At 51.7% G+C, this 24,134-nt stretch carries 13 protein-coding genes; 11 read left to right on the top strand and 2 right to left on the bottom strand.

The annotated features are described in order from the left end of the window. Window positions 1-700 precede the first annotated feature (700 nt). From ACN06F_RS14560 to ACN06F_RS14530, 7 genes are all read left to right on the top strand, one after another. Window positions 701-9,307 carry a YadA-like family protein gene (locus tag ACN06F_RS14560; protein WP_433924157.1) on the top strand — a complete coding sequence of 2,869 codons (8,607 nt, stop codon included), beginning with the start codon at window positions 701-703 and terminating at the stop codon, window positions 9,305-9,307. Window positions 9,308-9,318: 11 nt separating this feature from the next. Continuing rightward, window positions 9,319-10,152: an OmpA family protein gene (locus ACN06F_RS14555; protein WP_433924156.1), complete on the top strand. Its 834-nt coding sequence runs from the start codon at window positions 9,319-9,321 to the stop codon at window positions 10,150-10,152. A gap of 97 nt (window positions 10,153-10,249) precedes the next feature. After that, entirely contained in the window at window positions 10,250-10,660 is a 411-nt protein-coding gene (locus ACN06F_RS14550; protein ID WP_433924155.1) for a hypothetical protein, read from the top strand. 67 nt (window positions 10,661-10,727) lie between these two features. Next, window positions 10,728-11,057 (top strand): DUF6447 family protein, encoded by a 330-nt coding sequence (locus tag ACN06F_RS14545; RefSeq protein ID WP_433924154.1) that lies wholly within the window; start codon window positions 10,728-10,730, stop codon window positions 11,055-11,057. Between the two features lie 84 nt (window positions 11,058-11,141). Further along, a complete protein-coding gene (locus tag ACN06F_RS14540; protein ID WP_095604706.1) occupies window positions 11,142-12,059 on the top strand; it encodes an SH3 domain-containing protein in 918 nt (305 codons plus the stop codon). A 77-nt stretch (window positions 12,060-12,136) separates the two neighbouring features. After that, a complete protein-coding gene (locus tag ACN06F_RS14535) occupies window positions 12,137-13,420 on the top strand; it encodes a FecR family protein (protein ID WP_433924153.1) in 1,284 nt (427 codons plus the stop codon). 46 nt (window positions 13,421-13,466) lie between these two features. Then, window positions 13,467-15,707 (top strand): CHASE2 domain-containing protein, encoded by a 2,241-nt coding sequence (locus tag ACN06F_RS14530; protein WP_433924152.1) that lies wholly within the window; start codon window positions 13,467-13,469, stop codon window positions 15,705-15,707. A gap of 61 nt (window positions 15,708-15,768) precedes the next feature. Here the strand turns inward: ACN06F_RS14530 and tsaA are convergent, their stop codons facing one another. Further along, on the bottom strand, window positions 15,769-16,497 hold the full coding sequence (gene tsaA / locus ACN06F_RS14525) for a tRNA (N6-threonylcarbamoyladenosine(37)-N6)-methyltransferase TrmO (RefSeq protein ID WP_433924151.1): 729 nt from the start codon (window positions 16,495-16,497) through the stop codon (window positions 15,769-15,771). A 180-nt stretch (window positions 16,498-16,677) separates the two neighbouring features. Between tsaA and ACN06F_RS14520 the strand changes: the two genes are divergently transcribed. Next, window positions 16,678-17,208, top strand: a complete 531-nt coding sequence (locus tag ACN06F_RS14520) for a GNAT family N-acetyltransferase (RefSeq protein ID WP_095604709.1) — start codon at window positions 16,678-16,680, stop codon at window positions 17,206-17,208. A gap of 5 nt (window positions 17,209-17,213) precedes the next feature. On the opposite strand, the gene nadC is transcribed toward ACN06F_RS14520, so the two are convergent. Continuing rightward, the gene (nadC, locus tag ACN06F_RS14515) at window positions 17,214-18,068 is read right to left on the bottom strand and encodes a carboxylating nicotinate-nucleotide diphosphorylase (RefSeq protein WP_038478005.1); all 855 of its coding nucleotides are present in this window, start codon (window positions 18,066-18,068) and stop codon (window positions 17,214-17,216) included. Window positions 18,069-18,151: 83 nt separating this feature from the next. On the opposite strand from nadC, the gene ampD reads away from it, so the two are divergent. From ampD to aceF, 3 genes are all read left to right on the top strand, one after another. Beyond that, on the top strand, window positions 18,152-18,718 hold the full coding sequence (gene ampD / locus ACN06F_RS14510; protein WP_038478002.1) for a 1,6-anhydro-N-acetylmuramyl-L-alanine amidase AmpD: 567 nt from the start codon (window positions 18,152-18,154) through the stop codon (window positions 18,716-18,718). Window positions 18,719-19,137: 419 nt separating this feature from the next. Next, the gene (aceE, locus tag ACN06F_RS14505) at window positions 19,138-21,810 is read left to right on the top strand and encodes a pyruvate dehydrogenase (acetyl-transferring), homodimeric type (protein ID WP_253486034.1); all 2,673 of its coding nucleotides are present in this window, start codon (window positions 19,138-19,140) and stop codon (window positions 21,808-21,810) included. A 58-nt stretch (window positions 21,811-21,868) separates the two neighbouring features. Then, window positions 21,869-23,917 (top strand): dihydrolipoyllysine-residue acetyltransferase, encoded by a 2,049-nt coding sequence (aceF, locus tag ACN06F_RS14500; RefSeq protein ID WP_433924150.1) that lies wholly within the window; start codon window positions 21,869-21,871, stop codon window positions 23,915-23,917. Window positions 23,918-24,134 lie beyond the last annotated feature (217 nt).

The following is a 24,134-nucleotide window of genomic DNA, read 5'->3' as shown; positions in this document are numbered from 1 at the left end:
CTACTCATTTAAAAAAATTATCACGGAAGATTTTTCGCGAACAATTGTTAATTGACCGCTCGTTCAAGTTTAATGCATAAACTATTAATAAGTGTTTCTCAAGATAATATCAGTTTTAATTATAAAGGATATTGCATCGGTGGTTATTTTTTAGCGGGTTTCATGGTGCGTTTAATTATGGTTTTATTTTTTTATATCATTGTTTTTTATATGTAATTTCCATAGTCATGGTTTCTTGTAAACCTGGGTGAGGAGTATGGGTTATAAGGGTTTTGCATAATATAAATTAGGCTGATTGTTAAAAATAAAAAAATGTTAAATTGGTTTAATAAATGTGCTTGCTGGAGTGGTTTGGTTTTTCTGTGTGAATATTAACAATAATTGCTGACTGTTGAGATGAAGCTTATCTGAGTAAGAGAATGTATCCACTGAAAATGTACCTTGAACAAACTTGTTAGCTTCTGCGCATTAGTGCAGTAGCTGACAGTAAGTATGGATCCGGTTGTTTGTCGATAGCAGCGCTGAAATTGTTGTGGCTGTTTATAGGCATTCAGCGGTTGCCGAGTCGGAAAGATGTTGCCACAGGTTAGGTGTTCAGCCCCCCCCCCCTGAGCTTCAGCGTCGCACCGAGATGGCCAAGGGAAAACTGTGCGAGGCGAAATTGCCTCCTCGTCTGAATGGTTAGTGGAGTTCTCAGCAAATGAATAACGTATTTCGCCTAATCTGGAACCGTACACTTGGTCGGTTGGTGGTTACATCTGAAGCAGCACGCAGCCGCGATAAAGCGGCCACGCGGCAGGGAGTGGTCGGCCATCTGTCGGCACCGGAAACCGCTTCTAGTATTCACGCTCTGCTGCGGCCAGCCGTTGTCGCTGTGGCTCTCGCTGCAGGCTCCATGGTGCTGGTAGCGCCGGAGGCAAGGGCTTGGACAGCAGCTGGTGGCGACGACTGCAACCCTAGCTCGAATGTAAATACCCGCATTGCGATAGGTGCTTTTTCTGAAGCCTGTGCTGATGGTGCTGTTGCCATCGGCTGGGATAGTGATGCAGGTAATATCAATATTGAGTTAACCAGCGAGCCTTTGCCTTCACAGGTTTTCCAAAGTGGGGTGGCCGTCGGGCGTGGTGCTTCGGCAATAGGTTCCGTAGCAATTGGTCATGATGCGAGGGCCGGATCTGTAGCAGGTACTTTTCCTGACCAAGATTTTGGGCGTGTGGGTACTGCTTTAGGGGCAGGTACGCAGGCGGACGGTCATCGCTCGATAGCGATAGGCACTGCTCGTAATCGCACTACCTTTGCGACTGGTACTGAAGCAATCTCCATGGGTAACGCAGCGGCAGCCCGAGGCAACCAATCCATTGCAATTGGTAACAGCACGCCTGATGGTAATGGTGCTTACACTACGTCAACCCGGCATAGCGCAAATGGTGTTGCTGCGATTTCTTTGGGGTACCAGTCCCAGGCAGATGGTGATAATTCGATTGTTTTGGGTCGTGGCTCGAAAGCGGTTGGTAATGACTCTATCGCGCAGGGCCGAGACACTAAGGCAGAAGCTTTACGCGCAATCTCAATAGGCTCAATTTCCGAAGCAACGAAAGAATCCGCAACAGCAGTAGGGTACTATTCTCAAGCTCGCGGGAAGGATGCAACAGCGCTAGGGCATTTTGCTCGAGCCTACGCAGAGAATGCCACAGCACTGGGGCGCTATGCGAAAGCTGAGGGTGAACACTCTATCGCGGCAGGTAGTGGTGCTCAAGCAACAGTCCGTAATACTGTAGCAATGGGTAGTAATGCTCAAGCAACCGCCGAGAACGCCATTGCCATTGGCTTGGGTGCGCAGGCTTCTGGGGTGGATACGGGGGCTATTGGCCGTGGAGCAGTGGCCACGGGCTCCTGGGCAGTCGGTACAGGTGCGAGTGCCAGCAATGGCGGCCAAGCCTTTGGTGAGTTTAGTACGGCAAGTGGTATTGATTCATCAGCATACGGTAGGTTTGCGACCGCTACAGGAGAAAACTCTAGTGCTTTGGGTACCAGTGCTACTGCTGGAGGGGATCGGTCAACCGCTGCTGGCTTCCAAGCGAAAGCCGTCGGTGATGAGTCGGCTGCTATCGGTGTCAATGCCATTGCTGATGGTGCCAACTCGATTGCTCTAGGTTCTAATGCTCGAACTAACCCAGGGACAGGTGATACACATAGTATAGCGATTGGAGATTCTGCCACTGCCTATGGTCACAGTATTGCTTTGGGAGTGCAGGCCACAGCTGATCAAACGACCAATGACATTGATGGCTCTAGTTTAGCGATCGGTGCAAAATCTAATGTCGCCGGTGGTGCTTATGCAGGCACGGCGATAGGGGTTCAGGCGGAAGTAACGGGTGGCGTAGATGCGTTAGCGATGGGCTCCCGTGCTTCTGCTGCTGCCAGCCAAGCAGTGGCTATTGGAGCGGACTCGAGCGCGGTTACGAACGGTGGTGTAGCGCTAGGTAATGGCTCGGTGGCGAATATCGCCGCTGGTGCCGCAGGCTATGTGCCGTTTGGCGCTACTGCGATTGATGCGACCAATATCTCGGGTACGACCTCTCAGCGCGCTGCTGTTGATATTGGCAGCCGCCAGATCACCAGCGTGGCAGCCGGTACTGAGCTGGATGATGCCGTTAACGTCAGCCAGTTAATTGCCGCTCAATCCAAGGTGGAGGCTGGTACCAATGTCGCTGACGTAGCGGTTACCGAAAATCTGGATGGCGGCACCATTTATACCGTCAACGCTGAAGGCGCTTCTGTCAGCGAAGGCTCCACGGCAGTTACCGTAACGCCAACAGGCCCGGATGCCAATAACGTAACCGACTACGCCGTTGATCTGAGCCAAAACACCAAAGACGATATTGCCAATGCCAATAAAGGCTGGGATGTTCAGGTTAATGCGGAAGCGGCTGATAACGTTGCGCCGGGCGAGACTGTCCAGTTTATCGATGGAAAAAACATCGATATTACTCGCGATGGCGACCAGATCATCAAGGTGGCCACCGCTGATAACGTCGAGTTCAATCAGGTAACAATCGGCGACGCCACCAACAATACCGTCATCACCAGCACGGCTGATGGCCTGGATGTTGGCGGTGACAAGATCACCAATGTGGCAGATGGTGAAATCAGTGATACCTCGACTGACGCCGTTAACGGCAGCCAGCTGTTCGCGACCAATGAAAACGTTACGAACAACACTACCAATATCACGAACAACACTACCGAGATTGGCAAGGGTATCAACTTTGGTGACGGTGCGACGGCTAACAACTACGCGTTAGGCGACACCATTAATGTTAAAGGTGATCCCAACGTTACCTCTACCACCACGGTGGATGGTGTACAGCTTGGACTGGCGGATGTTGTCAATATTGGCTCGACCAATCCTGTCACTATTGATGGTAATACCGGTACCGTTGGTGGCCTGACCAACACCACTTTTGACCCGAACGTGACTTATACGGGCGGGCAGGCAGCGACGCAGGAGCAGCTGAGCCAAGTCAACACAGGTTTGGTTACCGAAGGGCTTAACTTCACCGGTAACGATAACTCCGCAGGTGATGTTCATCGTGACCTCGGTCAGACGCTGGCAATTCAGGGGGAAGCAACGTCAGGTGGCACCTACACCGGCGCAAACCTGAAAACGGTCACTGATCCGCTAACGGGTGCCATCAATCTGCAGATGACGGATTCGCCTGATTTCACTAACGTCAATGTGACTAACCAGCTGGATGTGGCGGGCGACACCAATATCGGCGGCAATACCACGATCCAGGGCGACACCACAGTGAAGGGCGATACCTTCCTGGGTGACAACTTCTCGGTCGTTAATAACGAAGCGATCTACAACGTTGAGCCCGACCAGATCATCAATGACTACCAAGTCACCAACAAGAAGTACGTAGATAACAGCGTGACCGCGCTGGGCGACACGCCGCTGACGTTTATGGGTGACAGCGGTACTCAGTTTGATCGCAAGCTGGGTGAAACTGCCAACGTTAAAGGCGGTAACACCGGCACGTTGACCGATGGCAACATTGGTGTGGTCGCTGACGGCACCGACACTCTGAATATCAAGCTGGCTGAAAACGTTGACCTGGGCCTGAACGGCAGTGTTGTCATGGGCGATACCACCGTTAACAACGATGGCCTGACCATCGCTGGTGGCCCGAGCATCACTAATACGGGCATTGATGCAGGTAACACCACCATCACCAACGTCGCAGCGGGTGTTAACGGCACTGATGCGGTTAACGTTGACCAACTGACTGACGTCAGCGACGTGGCGAACAAAGGCTGGAACGTCCAGGCCAACGGCGACGTTGCAACCAACGTAGCGCCAGGTGACACCGTTCAGATGATCGATGGCAAGAACATCGCCATCACACGTGACGGCAAGGATATCACTGTCGCGACGGCAGACGATGTCGAGTTCACCAACGTCGAAATCACCGAGAACCTAAATGTTGCGGGTGATACTGCGATTGGTGGTAACACGACGATCGCTGGCAACACGACCATTGAAGGCGACACCACGGTGAAGGGCGATACCTTCCTGGGTGACAACTTCTCGGTCGTTAATAACGAAGCGATCTACAACGTTGAGCCCGACCAGATCATCAATGACTACCAAGTCACCAACAAGAAGTACGTAGATAACAGCGTGACCGCGCTGGGCGACACGCCGCTGACGTTTGGCGACGATGCTGGCACTACGACTGATCGTAAGCTGGGTGAGCGTCTAGACGTCGTCACCAGCAACGCCAACCTCAGCACCACGCTGACGGATGAGCGGACTCTGGAAATCGCCATGAGCGATGATCTGGACGTCAACAATGTCACGGTTAATGACTCGCTCACGGTTAACGGCCCCACCACCCTGAACGGCGGCACCACCATTGGTGACAGCCTGACCTTGCTGGCGGGCACGACCGTTGACATGGGTGGCAACCAGATCACCAACGTGGCAGCCGGTACCGAAGGCGACCACGCGGTGAACCTGGATCAGTTGACTGACGTCAGCGACGTGGCGAACAAGGGCTGGAACGTTCAGACCAACGGCGACGTTGCAACCAACGTAGCGCCAGGTGACACCGTGCAGATGCTCGATGGCAAGAACATCGCCATCACGCGTGACGGCAAGGATATCACCGTAGCGACGGCAGACGATGTCGAGTTCACCAATGTCGACGTGACTGAGAACCTTAACGTTGCGGGTGATACCAATATTGCAGGTGACACTATCATTGGTGGTAACACTACCATCAACGAAAACCTGACCGTTGAAGGTACTACACAGCTGGGCGACAACTTCTTCGTTAACAACGAAGGTAACGTCACCTACGACGGCGACATCACCGAGAACAACCACATCACCAATAAGCAGTATGTGGATAACTCAGTGACCGAGCTGGGCGATACGCCGCTAACGTTTGGTGCCAACGAAGGTGACGATACCGATCGCCGTCTGGGTGACCGTCTGGACATCGTCGGTGAAGAAGATGCGGAAGGTGATAGCAACATCATCACCAAGATCACGGATGAAGAAACCCTCGAACTGGCGCTGAACGACGATCTGAAGATCGGCAACAGCGTCACCGTGGGCGACACCTTCATTGATGGTGACAGCGTCACTACCAACAACATGACGGTGAACGAGAACCTAACCGTTGAGGGCGAGACCCGCCTGGGTGATAACTTCTTCGTCAACAACGAAGGTAATGTCACGTACGACGGTGACATCACTGAAGGCAACCACGTCACCAACAAGAGCTACGTTGATAACAGCGTGACCGAGTTGGGCGATACCCCGCTGACCTTTGCAGGCGACAGTGGCGAGTCATTCGAACGTCGCCTGGGTGAGCAGACCAACGTGAAAGGTGGTGCTGAAGATGGCCTGACCGAAGGTAACATCGGTGTCGTAGCCGATGGTGAAGACACGCTCAATATCCAACTGGCCGAGAACATCGACCTGGGTGAAGACGGCAGCCTGACGATCAACGAAACGCTGATCGACGGTAACCAAGTCACCACCAATAACGTCACGGTGAATGAGACCCTGACCGTTGAAGGCGACACGTTCCTGAACGAGAACCTGACGGTAGCGGGTAGCACCACCATCAACGAAAACCTGACGGTGGAAGGCACCACGCAGCTGGGCGACAACTTCTTCGTGACCAACGAGGGCAATGTCACCTACGACGGCGACATCACCGAGAACAACCACATCACCAACAAGAGCTACGTGGATAACTCAGTGACTGAACTGGGCGACACGCCGCTGACATTTGGTGCTAACGAAGGTGACGACACGGATCGTCGCTTAGGTGACCGCCTCGACATCGTCGGTGAAGAAGATGCGGAAGGTGATAGCAACATCATCACTAAGATCACGGATGAAGAAACCCTCGAACTGGCGCTGAACGACGATCTTAAGATCGACAACAGCATCACCGTGGGCGACACCTTCATTGATGGTGACAGCGTCACTACCAACAACATGACGGTGAACGAGAACCTAACCGTTGAGGGCGAGACCCGCCTGGGTGACAACTTCTTCGTAACCAACGAAGGCAATGTCACCTACGACGGCGATATCACCGAAGGCAACCACATCACCAACAAGAGCTACGTTGATAACAGCGTGACCGAGTTGGGCGATACCCCGCTGACCTTTGCAGGCGACAGCGGCGAGTCATTCGAACGTCGCCTGGGTGAGCAGACCAACGTTAAAGGTGGTGCTGAAGGTGGCCTCACCGAAGGTAACATCGGTGTCGTAGCCGATGGTGAAGACACGCTCAACATCCAACTGGCCGAGAACATCGACCTGGGTGAAGACGGCAGCCTGACGATCAACGAAACGCTGATCGACGGTAACCAAATCACCACCAATAACGTCACGGTGAATGAGACCCTGACCGTTGAAGGCGACACGTTCCTGAACGAGAACCTGACGGTTGAAGGTGATACCTACCTGGGTGACAGCTTCTCTATCGTGGATAACGAAGCATACTACGACGGCCCAATCACCGAAGATACGCATATCACCAACAAGAGCTACGTGGATAACTCAGTGACTGAACTGGGCGACACGCCGCTGACATTTGGTGCTAACGAAGGTGACGACACGGATCGTCGCTTAGGTGACCGCCTCGACATCGTCGGTGAAGAAGATGCGGAAGGTGATAGCAACATCATCACCAAGATCACGGATGAAGAAACCCTCGAACTGGCGCTGAACGACGATCTTAAGATCGGCAACAGCATCACCGTGGGCGACACCTTCATTGATGGTGACAGCGTCACTACCAACAACCTGACGGTGAACGAGAACCTAACCGTTGAGGGCGAGACCCGCCTGGGTGATAACTTCTTCGTTAACAGCGAAGGTAACGTTACGTACGATGGCGACATCACCGAAGGCAACCACGTCACTAACAAGCAGTACGTGGATAACTCGGTTAACGAAATTGCTGATACGCCACTGACGTTTGGTGCTAACGAAGGTGAGGACACTGAGCGCCGCCTGGGTGACCGTCTGGACATCGTGGGCGAAGCTGATGAGGAAGGTAACAGCAACATCATCACCAAGCTTACCGATGAGCAGACGCTTGAACTAGCGCTGAACGACGATCTCAAGGTCGGTAATAGCATTACCGTAGGTGAAGGTGGCCCGACTATTAGCAGTGACGGTATCGACATGGGTGATAACAAAATCACCAATGTGACTGATGGTGACGTATCCGCAGATAGTAAAGATGCGATTAATGGCTCGCAGCTTTATCAATTGGAAAGCATTGTTACTAACGTTACTGGCGACGTTAGCAATGAATATGTGACCAATAACGGCCGTGGCATTCGTTACGTGCGCACCAACGACAGTGGCTTAGCAGTGAGCGATGCCTTCGCTCAAGGGCAAGGCTCCACCGCTGTTGGCTACGAGGCCGTTGCCTCGGCTGACCGCGCATTGGCGATGGGATACGACGCGATTGCCTCACACCAAGGCAGCGTCGCGCTAGGGGAAGGCGCCCGTACTGCCGCTGCGGTTGGCACTGCTTCGGTAGAAATCGCTGGCCAAACTTACCAGTTTGCGGGGACTTCCCCGGTAGCCACCGTTAGCGTTGGTAGCGTTGGTGCTGAACGTACGGTGACGAACGTCGCAGCAGGCCGAATTTCGGCAGAGAGTACCGATGCGATTAACGGCAGCCAATTGTATGCCACTAATCAAGCGGTCGGGGCGCTAGACAACCGCGTCACCACTGTTGAAGGCGATATCAGCAATATCAACAACGACTTGGCCGACCTGGATGACCGTGCGGTGCAATATGATCGCAACGACGACGGCAGTGTTGATTACAACACCATTACCTTGGAAGGCGATGGCGGCACGAAGATCACTAACGTTGCCCCCGGTGATATTGCGCAAAATAGCTCGGATGCTGTGAACGGTAGCCAGCTATGGGATGTGCAGAACCAAATTACCAACATTGAACAAGGGGGCTCCAAGTACTTCCGCGCCAATAGCGACGGCCCTGCCGCAGACCCACAAGGTGCTGACAGCATCGCCATGGGGCCAAGCAGTGTCGCGTCAGGCGATCGTAGTGTTGCCTCCGGTGCGGGTGCACAAGCCAAGGCGGAAGGCAGCGTTGCCCTCGGTGCGGACTCTGTTGCTGACCGTGAAGGGATGAACGGTGAGCGTGAGCGTTTCTCCAACGAATCCGTTGCTTCCACACAGGGTGCCGTTTCTGTCGGTAGCGCGGGCAACGAACGTCAGATCACCAATGTGGCCGGTGGTACGCGCGACACTGATGCCGTTAACGTCCGCCAGTTGGATGCCGTTCAGCGTGGTGCGGTGAACTACGACCGTGATGAAGATGGCAATGTTGACTACAGCACCATCACGCTGAAAGGCGACGAAGGCACCACTATCACCAACGTTGCCCCAGGTATTAATGAGACCGATGCGGTTAACGTAGGGCAGATGAACGAGCTGGGGCGTCGTTTTGAAAACGAGATCGTCAACGTGCATGGCCGCATCGACAGCGTCGAACGCAACGCCAACGCGGGTTCTGCCAGTGCGATTGCTGCTTCCACGGTGCCGCAAGCGTGGATGCCTGGTAAGAGCATGATTGGTGTGGGGGCGGGCACCTATGGCGGTGAGTCGGCAGTCTCGGTGGGTATCTCGCGTCTGTCCGATAATGGCCGCTGGGTTATCCAAGGCAAGGTAACGGGCGACTCGCAAAGCAACTTTGGCGCAGGTATTGGCGCTGGCTGGCACTGGTAAAGGAGAACGACGTGAACAATCTTAATAACAGTATGATGACCAAGGCGGCCCTCGGGGCCGCCAGTATCGCCGCCGTTCTCGTTCTTGCGGGCTGCGCTAGCCCACCTAATAACGACCAAACCGAGTTACGAGACGCCGGAGATGGCTTTCCAGCACTAGCGGGTAACTGGTATGACGGCGGCAAGTTTGTTGATCCTGAAAACATTTTACGCATTCAGGAAAGCCAGACGAAGGATCAAGTACGCCAGCTAATCGGCAACCCCCATTACTCGGAAGGGTTCTTTGGTGTGCGGGAGTGGAACTACGTGTTCAACTTGTACACGGGTAACGGCAATGAGTACATCACCTGCCAATACCAAGTGCACTATGATGATGAGATGGCATTAGAGAGCACGCGTTGGCGGGATGCACAGTGTCCGGCGTTACTGGTGCCAATCGAAGTAGAAGAAATTGCCGCTGAACCGCGTGAAGAGAAACTAACACTATCAGGCGATGTGTTATTTGATTTTGATAGCGACACGTTAACATTAGAGGGGCGTCGTGCTGTTGATCTAGTGACTCAAACAATCACAAGTGACTTTGTAAACCCGAGCGTAATGATCATCGGTTATACAGATCGATTTGGTAGCGAGTCTTATAATTTAACATTATCCAACTCTCGTGCTGAGACAGTGGGAGACCGTATGGCTAATCAGGGAGTTCGTCGCTCAAGCATTATGACGGTTGGGCGTGGTATGGCGGACCCTGTTGTTGAGTGCCCAGGAAGAAGTGCAACGCCAGGTGTGACTGAGTGTTTGAGGCCGAATAGACGTGTAGAAATCACGGTTACAGAGACGGCTCGTTAGTTGCTTATGTAGCTAACTAGTACTAAAGATAACTACTAACGGTAGGGATATAGTGTTATCTCTGCTTTTTAAAGACTGGAAATTAAGGACTTAAATAATGAAGTATTTTGGCTATATCACTACGTTCGTAGCAGCGGTCGCGGTGGCAGTTGGTCTATCTGTATTTAGTATGGGCGTGATGGCAGAGCAGCAAGAGGAACCAGCTAAGAAGTCTGTGGATCAAAGTTCTGTATGTGTAGCAGCAAGTGATGAACAAGCGCTAGGGTGTCCTGAAGGTGGTATGTTCCTGGCGCGTTTGGCCATCAACGAAAGTGACTTGCAAAACCCGCTAATACTTGAAAATCGTGTGTTGAACACGATGGCTCTTTACTGCGATACAAACTTTGAAATTCAACATACACGCACGGGTGTGCTTTGTGTGCTGACCCATGAGCGCATCGGTACGCCAGCTGAAGATGCTGATGCTATTGAAGCAGTTGAAGAAGAGTCGGTTGAAGATGATTCCTAACTGCATATTTAAATAATTATTTTTATTATTCAGTATCAATTCACATTGATTTAGGGGGTAGTTCCTTATGAGTAAACAGCGCGTGACAGGCCCAGCAAAAAGCAGAGACGCTAGTAAAAATGAAGCCAATCAAAGCGAAAAAGAATTAACTGCTAATGAAAATGCGTCGGCGGTTGCCGTTGGCGAACAAGCAACGCAGCCAACAGTCACGATAGATGGTAAAGAGTACACGCTTGAAAGTCTGGGTCAGCAGGGGCGAGAACAACTTCAGAACCTGCGAGTAACTGATCAAGAGCTACAGCGTTTACAAGATCAATTGGCGATTACGCAAACGGCCCGTAATACTTATGCCCGTATATTGGCCGAAGTGACGCAGTCGGTAACGCCAGTGAAGTAATCTCGCAAGCTGAGAGATTGCTTAATTTTGTTGAACGCCCGGTAGGCGAGAGTCTATCGGGCTTTTGTGAAGGATGGCCTGAATATGAGGATGCTACCCTGGTTGAGCCTTATTATTGTCGGGATTAGCACGCTAGCCAGTGCGGATTATGAGGCAGGGCTTGACGAATACCAGCGTGGCCATTACGCCTCCGCTATTCATGAGTGGCGTACGGCTGCAGAACGAGGCGACTCGGACTCTCAGTTTGCACTGGGAATGATGTTCGAGCGTGGCCAAGGGGTAAGTGCTAGCTTAGATGAAGCCTACAAGTGGTACCGACTTGCGGCGGACAATGAGCTTGCAGATGCTCAGGTTAGACTGGCTGAGCTTTATCTTCTTGAACGTCTTGATGGCGATTCAGGGTCAGCCGCGCAATGGTTTGAGCGGGCTGCCGAGGCAGGCAATGCTGCTGCCCAATTTCAGCTAGGTTTATTGTATTTGGAAGGTGAGGGCGTTGATGAAAGTGCTGAGCTTGCTGCGAGATGGTTTGAGTTGGCCGCTGAACAGGGCCATGTGGCAGCTCAGAACAATATCGGAAGCCTTTACGAAACAGGTCGTGGAGTAGAGCAAAGTTATACCCGCGCGTTTGAATGGTATGAGCGTGCTGCGAAGCAAAATGATCCATTCGCGCAAAATAATTTAGGTGCAATGCATGCTAGGGGGCATGGGGTTGAACGTAACCATGCTTGGGCTGTTTTTTGGTTCGTTATGGCTGCTCAAGGCGGTAACGATTTGGCTAAAGAAAATATCGAGGCAAGTTTGTCTAATCTTGAAGAAATGCAAATTGCCGGAAGCCGCGTCAATATACGCGCGGGAGCGAGTACTGATTTTGACCGTATTGCATCATTGACAAGAGGCACCGCCGTTTATGTGTTGGGGAGTATGGACGGGTGGAGCCAAGTCTACTTCCAACAGGACAATGTACCCGCTTTAGGTTGGATATCTAATACACTAATTGAGTGATTTTTAATAAAGCTAGTGTTATTTGGGCAAAAAATACATTACCGAGCGTGCCTATGTGTATCAATGATGGTGGCGTTATGAATAAAAGTAGCAGCTGGAGTAGCCTAAAGGCTAAGTCGCTATTGCAACGTTTTTTAGGCGTTGTAGTAGGAGGTGTGCTTCTTGTGACTTGTGGGCTGTCCTACGCATCCGATACACACCATCAAGTGATGCCGGGTGATACGCTTTGGGATATTTCAGAATATTATTATGGCACTCCTGACGAATGGCCTACTTTACAGCAGTTGAATGCGATCGCTGATCCCTTCAAACTTCAGCCCGATACAATGGTGGACCTCAGTGCTTTCGACCCTTTTCCTTTGTCAGTTCTATACCGCTCGGGGGATGCATGGTTAGTCGAAGAGAACGGTGAAAAGCTTTTAGAGAGTGGAGACACTATTGAGGTTGATTCCGTCATTCAAACCGGTCCGGGATCTTCCTTAACCGTTCAAATGCGTGATGGGGCTAGGGCGGTGGTGCCCTCTAATTCACGCATTGTGTTAAAGCGTGAAGGTGAAAGTGGGATCACGTTTCAATTAGAGCAAGGAGAGATAGAGTCATACGTACCTTCAAATCGCATGCGCAGAAGAGCATATAATATAGAAACAAATACGGGCGTGCTCGGTGTGCGCGGTACTCACTTTCGGGCAGGCTACTCAAATGAAACACTAGTAACGTCGGTTTATGAAGGGAATGTTGCTGCTCAAAACCGAATAGGTACTGCAGAAGCCTCAATAAGTAAGGGAGAGGGCGCGCGTATTGATGAAACAGGTGGTATCCAAGTTGTGCGTTTATTGCCACCACCCGATGACGTAGATATCACCTCGCTGCCAAATGAGGCCATACAAATAGATATTTTGTCGTCTATGCAGGGGAAAACTTACAGAGTACAAATAGCAAGTGATCCAAACTTTTTAACGATAATACGTGACCAACGATCTGAGGGCGACCAGGTACAGCTCGCCCCACTTTCTCCGGGGTTTTACCATTTGCGAATAGCTGCTATAGATGATTTTGGTATCGAAGGTAATAGTGCTATTTTCGTTATTCATCATCATGGGAATCGAGTATCCGTTAAGCAGGAAGAAGACTCGTGGGTCTTCGAGTGGCTTCATAGAGCACAAATAACCTACCGCTTGCAACTAGCAGCTGATCACGAATTTATGAAAGTTTTATTGGACTATGAACCTCAAAATAACGGTCCTTTAAGGGTGAGCCGTCTGCCTGGCAACGAGATATTCTGGCGTGTAGTTAGCTTAGATGAACGAACAGATATGACGGTTGTTCTCGATACTGGAACACTAAATGACACAGGGCAGTAGCCTTTCTAGAGCATTGCACCGACGGTTTGTGATGACATGGTGTGCAATGGGTAGTTTATTACTACCCATTGCTTTTTTTCTTTATAGTTTGTCTCCCTTACTGTCTGATAATTTTTTTTACGATGCTTGGCTTTCCAGGCAATCAGAGCCTCCTTCTGCCGATATTTTGGTTGTAGCGATAGATGAGCCCAGTCTACAAGCATTGGGCCGTTGGCCTTGGTCTAGAGATGTTCACACCCAGCTGATTGATCAGTTGAATGCAGCGGGTGTGCAATCGATTGTGTTGGACGTCCTGCTAGTTGAGCCAAGCCGCATACCTGAAGAAGATGCGCGGCTTGCTAATGCAATGCATCGCCATGGCAGCACTTATCTTCCAATGGCACTACTTTCTGAATCTTTATTGGAAGGTAGTACACGAGATGTTTTAACCCCCCCTTCTCCATTATTATCTGCTGCCAGGGGCGTTGGACATATCAATATGGTGCTTGATACTGATGGCGTGGCTCGGTCGGTTGAATTGTTGATTGAGCGCCGGGGTGATGTATGGCCACAGCTCATGACCCTTCTTGCGGATGGAGAGAATAAAGGAGAGCATGGTGTATCACATTGGCCAACTGAGGCGATAAGAATACCATTTAGAGGCCCGACTGGTTCATATCCAACTGTTTCTTATCATGATGTATTAATGGGGTATGTTCCCGCCTCTTTACTCAGAGGTCGTACTGTCTTAGTGGGTATGACTGCTCTTGGTTTGGGCGATCGCTATAATGTATCGTTATTGTCTTCCAGTTTAATGCCAGGTGTTGAAGTACATGCCCACTTACTTGATGCCCTACGAAATGAAACTTATATACGCCAAGTAGACAGCTGGATAGGGGCTTTTTTAGCAAGCTTGCCTATTGTTGTCTTAATGCTATTGGCATGGTGGTTAAGGTTTCGTTATTTATTACTAGTGGTGCTATCGCTCGGTGTTGGGGTGTTATGCGCTTCTCTAGTTGCGCTGAATTTTAGGTGGTGGTGGCCTCCTTTTGCGAGCCTAATAGCATTGGGCATCGCCTTCATTGCAATTGTTTGGCAAAGCCAGGCAACATTGCTGTCTTGGTTTAAGCGTGAGCTGGAATTGTTATATCAAGAACCATCTATCTTGCCGTTTAGGGAGCCTGATGATATTCGAGGTGAGGGTGGGAAACTTTATCAGCAGTCTCAAGCACTTGAGTTTGCGCTAGGTAGAATTGTAGAAGGGCGGCGATTCATATTAGATGCAATGCACTCATTACCGCTCCCCATCTTCATACTAAATAAGAAGGGAGAGGTTCTACAGGCAAATAAAAAAGCATTGGCGATTTGTTGGGAGGAAGGAGAGCAGGCCATCGATCACATTGATGCTTTGCCATCCTTCCTAACCTTTGAAGAGAAACACGGTTTTTCGACTATATGGCCACCCCAGCCAGCTGGAATGAGTAACGTCAACGGCATTCAAATAGGTGGATTATGTACTGATAGAGATGGGCGAACGTACCGACTGGAGATGGGAGAGTTATCTACAACGACGAATAGTGCGGCTGGGGGCTGGTTAGTATGGCTGGTTGACCTGACAAGTGAAGTAGAAGCTGAAGCACAGAGGTCTAGTATGCTTAGTTTCTTGTCACATGATATGAAAGCTCCTCAGGCAAGAGCGCTAGCATTTCTAGAAGCCCAAAAAAATCCAGCCTCGGCCGCAACGCAAGCTAATTTCTATAGCTATTTGGAACAATGCCTCACGATGGGGCTTGGGATGATTAACGACTTTATTAATTTAACGCGAGCCAAGTCATTTGACTTGAAAAAAGAGTTTGTGCTTTTTGAAGATGTTGTTATGGAAGTGCTAGATCAGGTTTACCCACTTGCGAAAGTAAAAGATATTAAAGTGGCGAGCAAGCTAAAAGATGAAGATGGCGCCCCGATGATGGGCGACAAGAACTATCTTGCAAGAGCTGTGTTTAACTTAATTGAAAATGCCGTTAAGTATACGCCTTCTGGGGGCGAAGTTAATGTTCTTGTGTATCGGCAGGGTAAGTGGATTGTGCTGCAGGTTTCTGACAATGGCGTCGGTATTGAGTCTGATGAAATTAACGATATTTTCGACGACTTTACGCGCAGCGATAAGGATGGCGTGGCAGAAGGGCATGGTCTCGGGCTAGCATTAGTGAAAACGGTAGCAGCTAAGCATGGCGGCGAGATTTGCTGTGAAAGTGAGTTTGGTAGAGGTAGTCAGTTTACAATGAAGCTACCTTCTTGTGAGTTGTGAGTTGTGAGTTGTGAGTTGTGAGTTGTGAGTTGTGAGTTGTGAGTTGCCGAAGTGCCAATTGTTAGTTGTTTTTTTGAATGCTGATTATATAAACGACGTTGCCTAGCTCAGGCATCTGTTGTATTTGAAAACGAATATTGACATCTCTTAACTGCATGCCATATTCCCGTTCTGGTTGACCATGATGGTAGGCTGGTCGTGGGTCTTGGCCTAATACTTGAGTAATTAGCTGCCTTAAGTCACTAGCATCTGCGCGTTGGGCAAGTGCTTTTTCGGCCGCTGAAGAGAATTCTACGGGGTAAAAGGGTGGCGGTGCTGGGGCAAAGCCTGAGCGTGCATTCGGAACGGCTTCAGTCCAAGGCAGGTAAGGTTTGATATCTACCACGGGTGTACCTGTCATTAAATCTGCTCCTTTGAGCAATAGGCGTGCACCGTTGTGCGTATCAATACCCACTAGCTCAACGAGCGATAGCCCTAAACGATTAGGCCGATGTGTGCTACGACTCGCGAATACCCCTATTTTTTTATTGCCACCCAGTCGGGGTGGGCGTACAAGGGGAGCCCACTCTTCGGGACTGCGGTGAAAAATAAAGCTGATCCATAAGTGGCTAAATGCTTCTAGTCCACGAACGCTTAACGGTGTGTTGAAGGGGGGCGTTAATACCAGTATCGCTTTCGCTGCCGTCGCTAGTCCTGGTTGGCGAGGAATGCCAAACTTATCAGGGTAGTCGCTTTCAATATAACCTATAGGGTTGATGGTAAATGACTCATTTATGGATATATCGTGCATGGCACACCTTACGTATAGATAAAAACGAAGTATAAAGCAGTCGAGCATCGAGTTGGGATGCAATGACCCGTTAAGGTGCGATAATTAAATAGTGGAGTTGTATATATGCTCAGTACTAATGTGACAAGTACTAACGTGACAAGTACTAACGTGACAAGTACTAACGTGACAAGTACTAACGTGACAAGTACTAACGCGAGCCAAACACCTTCTGCGCCCACTCCACGAATTATCTATCGTGAAGGGTTTGCCCGTGACGCAGCTGACCAAGCAGAGGTGTTTTATCACGCGGTGATGCAGGGCGCTGCTTCCCACTATGGTGTAGACGAACGCCGAGCTTGGGCGAATGCTCTGCCACGCGAGGCAAGCGCCTGGGCGGCCAGACAAACGCTTTATACTACGCTGGTTGCCAGCTGTGATGGGCGATGTGTCGGGTTTTTAGAGCTGGATGTTGCGGCCAAACGTATAGAGACACTTTATGTGTGGCCTTCACTGACTGGACGCGGGATCGGTACCACATTGTTGATACACGCTGAACGTATGCTGCTTGAGCAGGGCGTATCGAGTGTAGAAATTGAAGCAAGCTTAGTGCTTTATGAACGTTTGATTCGCCGAGGTTTTAGCAACCTCGGCGAGCAGTGGGTAGAGCGCAGTGGCGAGCTTTTGAAACGCTATCGCTTAGTCAAAAAGCTCAACGCTGTCGAAACCTGAGTACATCAAACGTCGAAGGTGTGGGTAATACGCATCGATAAATCGATCGATTTTAGGTCTTTGGTGAGTGCGCCGCTGGAAATGCAGTCAACACCGGTATCGGCAATTGCCTTCAATGTTGCTGCGCCGACATTGCCAGAGGCCTCAAGTGTTGCCCGCCCACCAGTTATTTCGACGGCTACATGCAAGTCTTCTAAGGCGAAATTATCGAGCATGATAATGTCTGCCTTTGCGGCCAGTGCTTGATCAAGCTCCTCAAACGTTTCCACCTCTACCTCTACTGGCAGGTCACTTGCCAATTTACGAGCTTGCTCAACGGCTGCCGGAATACCGCCACAAGCAGTAATATGATTCTCTTTAATTAAGAAAGCATCCCACAATCCAATCCGATGATTATGTCCACCGCCGCAGGTTACTGCGTACTTTTGAGCTAGGCGCATTCCAGGCAATGTTTTACGCGTATCTAGTAGACGGACATTAGTGCCTTCAATTAAATCAACGTAATGTCGTGTTGATGTAGCCGTGGCAGACAATGTTTGCAGCATATTTAGGGCAGCACGCTCACCGGTCAGTAGGCTGCGAGCAGGCCCTTCTAGCTCTAAAAAACACTGATCTGCTTGAAGAGAGTCGCCGTCTGCTGCCTGCCAACGTAGCGTAACGCGGTTATCTAACCGTCGAAAAATCTCATCTACCCAAGCAACACCACAAAGTACTGCGGGTTCACGCGTAATGATGCTGGCGGTTGCCCATTGGTTCTCAGGGATTAGCTGCGCTGTAATATCGCCAGGGCCAATATCCTCAGCTAGTAAGCGGGCTGCGCTAGCGCGTATCTCTTCGGCAAGAGCGTTTTCATAATGCATGGCGGTGAGTTCTCTAGGCGTTATTGAGTGTGTTGGGCATTATAGTGAAAGAGAATGCCAACGTAGAGAAGAGTGTATCTGTTATGAAAAGTACAGCCTTTGATGGGCAGTGGCCAAGCGCTAGACAAATGGCATCACCCAACTGCGATCAGCGCCCCAATAGTGAGGTCTCGCTACTGCTTATTCATGCGATTAGTTTGCCGCCCGGTCAGTTTAGTGGTGATGCCATTGAGGCACTGTTTACTAACCAGCTAAATTCAGCAGAGCACCCCTTTTTTGCTGAGATTGCACATCTTAGGGTATCAGCTCATTTTCTGATTCGTCGCGATGGCGAGTGCTTACAGTTTGTTGATACAGATCATCGCGCCTGGCATGCCGGGCGCTCATGCTGGCTGGATCCGTATCAAAAGGCGTGGCGAACAGCCTTAAATGACTTTTCAGTGGGTATTGAGCTGGAGGGTGACGACGTGACCCCTTTTACCAAAGCGCAATATCAAAGGTTAGTAGCGGTAACTCAGTGGCTAATAGCGCGCTACCCACAGCTGGATAAGTCACGCATTACCGGTCATGCTCACGTGGCTCCACTGCGTAAGACTGATCCAGGGCCAGCCTTTGACTGGGCTTATTATTATCAACAGTTAGATGCTTAGCGCTGGGTTAATAAATTTGTAAAAGAACGTTGGAAATTTAATTAAGTACTTCACTCGTAAGTAAATAAAACGGTAGTTTGGCTACATTTTTGAGCGTTTGGTAGATTCGTCTAAAGTCTTACTATTTTTTTATGTTGCGGTGCAATAGTCTGTTTTCGATAGCCTTTTAGGGCTTGCTGGAATTGGCAGAGTGACGACTTTGCGGTATCTTCTCATATACAAAAGGCTAACTTTTACGACAATTGTGTAGCTTTACTACATCGGAAAGTACGTAGCTTGTTGAATGTAGAAAGAAAACCTCTACGCGACGCTTAGGCGTCGGTGTTTTATCGGCCTGTGGTGGCTAAACACCGCAGCCGCCCCAGGCCCTAAGGGTTGGCGGGGCTCATTGTCATTTATCGTCATTCGGAGAGACCTCTATGAGTCTGGAGACAAGAGAAGATCTCGATCCGCTCGAAACCACGGAGTGGCTGGAATCCCTGGAATCAGTACTGGATCGTGAGGGCGAAGATCGTGCCCGCTACCTGATGACCCGCTTGGCGGATCGCCTGCGCCGGGACGGGATGAAGGTGCCCTTCTCGGTGACAACCCCGCACCGGAATACGATCCCTGTGCATCGCGAAGCACCGATGCCCGGCGATCTGTTTATGGAGCGCCGCATTCGGTCGTTGATTCGTTATAACGCCATTGCTCAGGTCATCCGTAATAACCGCGCCAACCCTGGGCTGGGCGGCCACATTGCCAGCTTTATGTCGTCGGCCACGCTGTACGATGTTGGCTTTAACCACTTCTTCCGCGCCCCCAAAGGCGATTTTGAAGGCGACCTGATTTACATCCAGGGCCACGTTGCCCCGGGTATTTACGCGCGTTCCTACCTGGAAGGCCGTTTATCAGAAGAGCAGATGGACAAATTCCGTCGCGAAGTCGACGGCGATGGCCTCTCTTCCTACCCACACCCGTGGCTGATGCCGGACTACTGGCAGTTCCCCACGGTGTCCATGGGCCTTGGCCCGATTCAGGCCATCTATCAAGCCCACGTGATGAAGTACCTGCATCACCGTGAGCTGAAAGACATGTACGACCGTAAGATCTGGTGCTTTATGGGCGACGGCGAGTGTGATGAGCCGGAGTCACTGGGCGCGATCTCTCTGGCGGGGCGTGAAAACCTCGATAACCTGATCTTCGTTATCAACTGCAACCTACAGCGCTTGGACGGTCCGGTGCGTGGTAACTCCCGCGTCATGGACGAGTTCGAAGGCGTATTCCGTGGTGCCGGTTGGAACGTCATCAAGGTGGTCTGGGGGCGTCACTGGGATCCGCTGTTCGAGAAGGACAAGAAAGGCATCCTGCAAAAACGCATGGATGAAGCGGTCGACGGTGAGTACCAGAACTACAAGGCCAACGGCGGTTCGTACACCCGTGAGCACTTCTTCGGTAAGTACCCCGAAACCGAAGCGATGGTCAACGATCTATCTGATGAAGACATCTGGAAGCTCAACCGCGGTGGTCACGATCCGTTCAAGGTCTACGCGGCCTACCACGAAGCGGTCAACCAGACCAACGGTAAGCCCACGGTCATTCTGGCGCATACCGTCAAAGGCTACGGCATGGGCAGCGGCGATGGCGAAGCCGCCAACGAGTCCCACCAGGTCAAGAGCATGGAGTACGAGGCGTTGCGTAAATTCCGCGACCGCTTCGGCATTCCGCTCACCGACGAGCAGCTCAAAGATGTGCCCTATTACAAGCCGGAAGAAGACTCCCCCGAGCTGAAATACATGCACCTGCAGCGGGAACGCTTAAACGGCTACCTGCCGAGCCGCCGCAGTGACTTTGAGGCGCTGGAGATCCCCAGCCTGGACGACAAAACCTTTGCCTCGCAAATGGTGGGTTCCAAAGGGCGTGAAGTCTCGACCACCATGGCGTTCGTGCGCGTGCTGAATGGCCTGGTGAAGGATAAGAAGCTCGGCAAACATGTTGTCCCGATTATTCCTGACGAAGCGCGTACCTTCGGCATGGAAGGCATGTTCCGCCAGCTCGGCATCTATACCTCGGAAGGTCAGAAGTATGAGCCGGTCGATAAAGGCCAGATCATGTTCTACCGCGAGGACCAGAAAGGCCAGATTCTCGAAGAAGGGATTAGTGAAGCCGGTGCCATGTCCGCATGGATTGCCGCCGCGACGTCCTACAGCAACAACAACGTCACCCTGCTGCCGTTCTACGTCTACTACTCGATGTTCGGCTTCCAGCGCATTGGTGACTTGGCCTGGGCCGCCGGTGACCTGCAAGCCCGCGGCTTTATGGTCGGCGGCACCGCCGGGCGTACCACGCTTAACGGTGAAGGCCTGCAGCACCAGGATGGCCACAGCTTGATTCAAGCCTCCACCATCCCCAACTGCCGCAGCTACGACCCGACCTACGCCCACGAAGTGGCGGTCATCCTCCAGGATGGTCTGAAGCGCATGTTCTCCGACAAAGAGAACTGCTTCTACTACCTGACGGTGATGAACGAAAACTACGAGCACCCCGCGCTTGAGAACGTGCCTACCGACGATATCGTCAAAGGCATGTACCTGCTCAACGAAACCCAGGGCGATAAAGGCCGCGTGCAACTGCTGGGCTCCGGCACCATCCTGCGTGAAGTCGAAGCGGCTGCCGAGCTGCTGGCCAACGACTGGGGCATTGGCGCGGATATCTGGAGTGTCACCAGCTTTAACGAACTGCGCCGCGAAGCGCTGCTGCTGGAGCGTGAAGCCTTCCTGAACCCGGATGCCGAGGCCAACAAGCCCCACGTGACGAAGTGCCTGGAAGGCCGTGACGGCCCGGTGATTGCCTCCACCGACTATATGAAGCTCTACGCCGACCAGGTGCGTGCCTGGGTACCCAGCGAGTACACCGTGCTGGGCACGGACGGCTTTGGCCGTTCCGACACCCGCGAGAAGCTGCGCTACTTCTTTGAAGTAGACCGCTACTTCGTCACCGTGGCGGCGCTACGTGCGCTGGCAGACCGCGGTGAGCTTGATCGTAAGCACGTCGGCGAGGCGCTGAAGAAGTATGGCATTGACGCCAACAAGCCGAACCCGCTGACCAGCTAAACCGCTGCCCGGCGGGCAGATGCCCGCCGGCTCGATCCGATTTGGAAGGAGCGCGACCTTGAGTAGCGAAATCATCAAAGTTCCCGATATCGGTGGCGATACCGATGTCGAAATCATCGAGATTGCGGTGTCAGAAGGCGACGTCATTGAAGCGGAAGACACCCTAATCACCCTGGAATCTGACAAAGCCAGCATGGACGTCCCGGCCCCGAAAGGCGGCAAGGTCATCAAAGTGCTGGTCAAAGAAGGCGATACTGTCTCCGAAGGCGACGACATCGTTGAGCTGGAAGTAGAAGGTGGCGGCGAAGAGACGTCAGCCCCCGCATCTGACAGCCAGCCCAACGACGCGCCAGTGAAAGAAGACAAACCAACGCAGGAAGACGCCCCCGCACCGGCAGCGAAGAAAGCCAGTGGCGGCAAGCAGACGGTCGATATTAAAGTGCCGGACCTGGGCGGTTCAGACAGCGTTGAAATCATCGAAGTCGCGGTTAGCGCCGGTGATGAGGTCAACGCCGAAGATACCCTGATCACCCTGGAGTCGGACAAAGCCTCCATGGACGTGCCCAGCCCGCACGGCGGTAAGATCGTTGCGCTGACCGTCAAGGAAGGCGATACCGTCTCGGAAGGCGACGTGATCGGCCAGATGGAAATCGCTGGCGAAGGCGGTGATGCATCGGCTGAAGAAGCTGCATCGCAAGCGCAGGCTGCTAGCCAAACCAGCAGCGCGCCGGAAGCAGCGGCTGTTGAAGAGTCTGCCGTTGAAGAAGATAGCGGTAGCGGTGAGCCTGAGCGCAAAGAGATTCGTGTACCTGATTTGTCAGGTTCTTCTGACGTGCCGATTATCGAAATTGGTGTGGCGGCAGGTGATGAGGTCAACGAAGAAGACCCGTTGATCACCTTGGAATCTGATAAAGCGTCTATGGACGTGCCTAGCCCTTACAAAGGCAAGCTCTTAGAGCTTACTGTGAAAGAGGGTGACACCGTCTCTGAAGGCGATGTGATTGGCTATATAGAAGTAGCGGGTGCCAAGAAGGCCGCCCCTAAAAAAGCGGCGCCGGAGAAAGCTCAGTCCTCTAGTGCTAGTCAGTCAAGTACTAGTCAGTCAAGTGCAAAGCCTGCCGCTTCACCAGAAGGTACGCCTAGCCCTGAAGCGCAGATGGCGGCTCATAAGCCTCGCGATGGGAAACTGGTACACGCAGGCCCAGCAGTACGCATGCTGGCACGTGAACTCGGCGTAGACCTCGGTCTTGTTAAGCCTAGTGGCCCGAAAGACCGGGTGCTGAAAGAGGATGTGCAGGCTTACGTGAAGCAGGCCATTGCCAGCCAGGGTAAAGCACAAACAGCGGCTGCCCCTGCAGCGAGTGGTGGTGCGGGTATTCCCGCGATACCTGAAGTCGACTTTAGCCAGTTTGGCGACGTAGAAGAGAAGCCGATGGGTCGCCTGCTGAAAATGGGCGCGACCAATCTGCACCGCAGCTGGCTCAATGTGCCTCACGTGACGCAGTTCGACGAGGCCGACATTACCGAGCTTGAAAGCTTCCGTAAGGCCATGAAAGCCGAGGCTGAAGCCCAGGGCGCTAAGCTGACACCGTTGCCGTTTATGGTCAAAGCCTGTGCCTTTGCCCTGCGTAAATTCCCCCAGTTCAACGTTAGCCTGAAAGGCGATGGCGAAACGCTGGTATGGAAAAACTACGTGCATATTGGGATTGCCGTGGATACGCCGGACGGTCTGATGGTGCCGGTAGTGCGCAACGCCGATAAGAAATCCTTGATCGAGATAGCCAAGGAGATGGCGGAGCTAGGCAAGAAAGCGCAAACCAAGAAGCTTAAGCGTGATGAGATGACCGGTGGCTGCTTCACCATTTCGAGCCTTGGCTCGATTGGTGGAACCGCGTTCACACCGATCGTTAATGCGCCGGAAGTGGCGATCCTGGGGGTATCGAAAGCGCAGATGAAACCGGTATGGGATGGCAGTGCCTTCCAACCGCGCTTAATGATGCCGCTATCGCTCTCCTACGATCACCGGGCGATTAACGGTGCGGATGCCGCCCGCTTTACGGCCTTCCTGGCCGATGTGTTGACGGATATTCGCCGATTACTGCTGTAATCGTCTCACAGTAAGCCACAAGCGGCGCCCAATAGGGCGCCGCTTGTGTTTAAAACAGTTCAGTAGGTCTGCAAAGAAGGGGTGACCAAAGTACAAGAAATTGCCACCTGACTGTTTTTGCTTAAGAAAATGTTAAAAAAATGCGTTATCAGGCTTTTGGGGAGTTGTGTCATCCGAACGGCACGGTTATTGTCAGTCCATTATTCAAAAATTATTC

Source organism: Vreelandella sp. 21, assembly GCF_050995515.1.
Taxonomy (GTDB): Bacteria; Pseudomonadota; Gammaproteobacteria; order Pseudomonadales; family Halomonadaceae; genus Vreelandella; species Vreelandella alkaliphila.
This window is presented reverse-complemented; position numbering and strand designations above follow the sequence as displayed.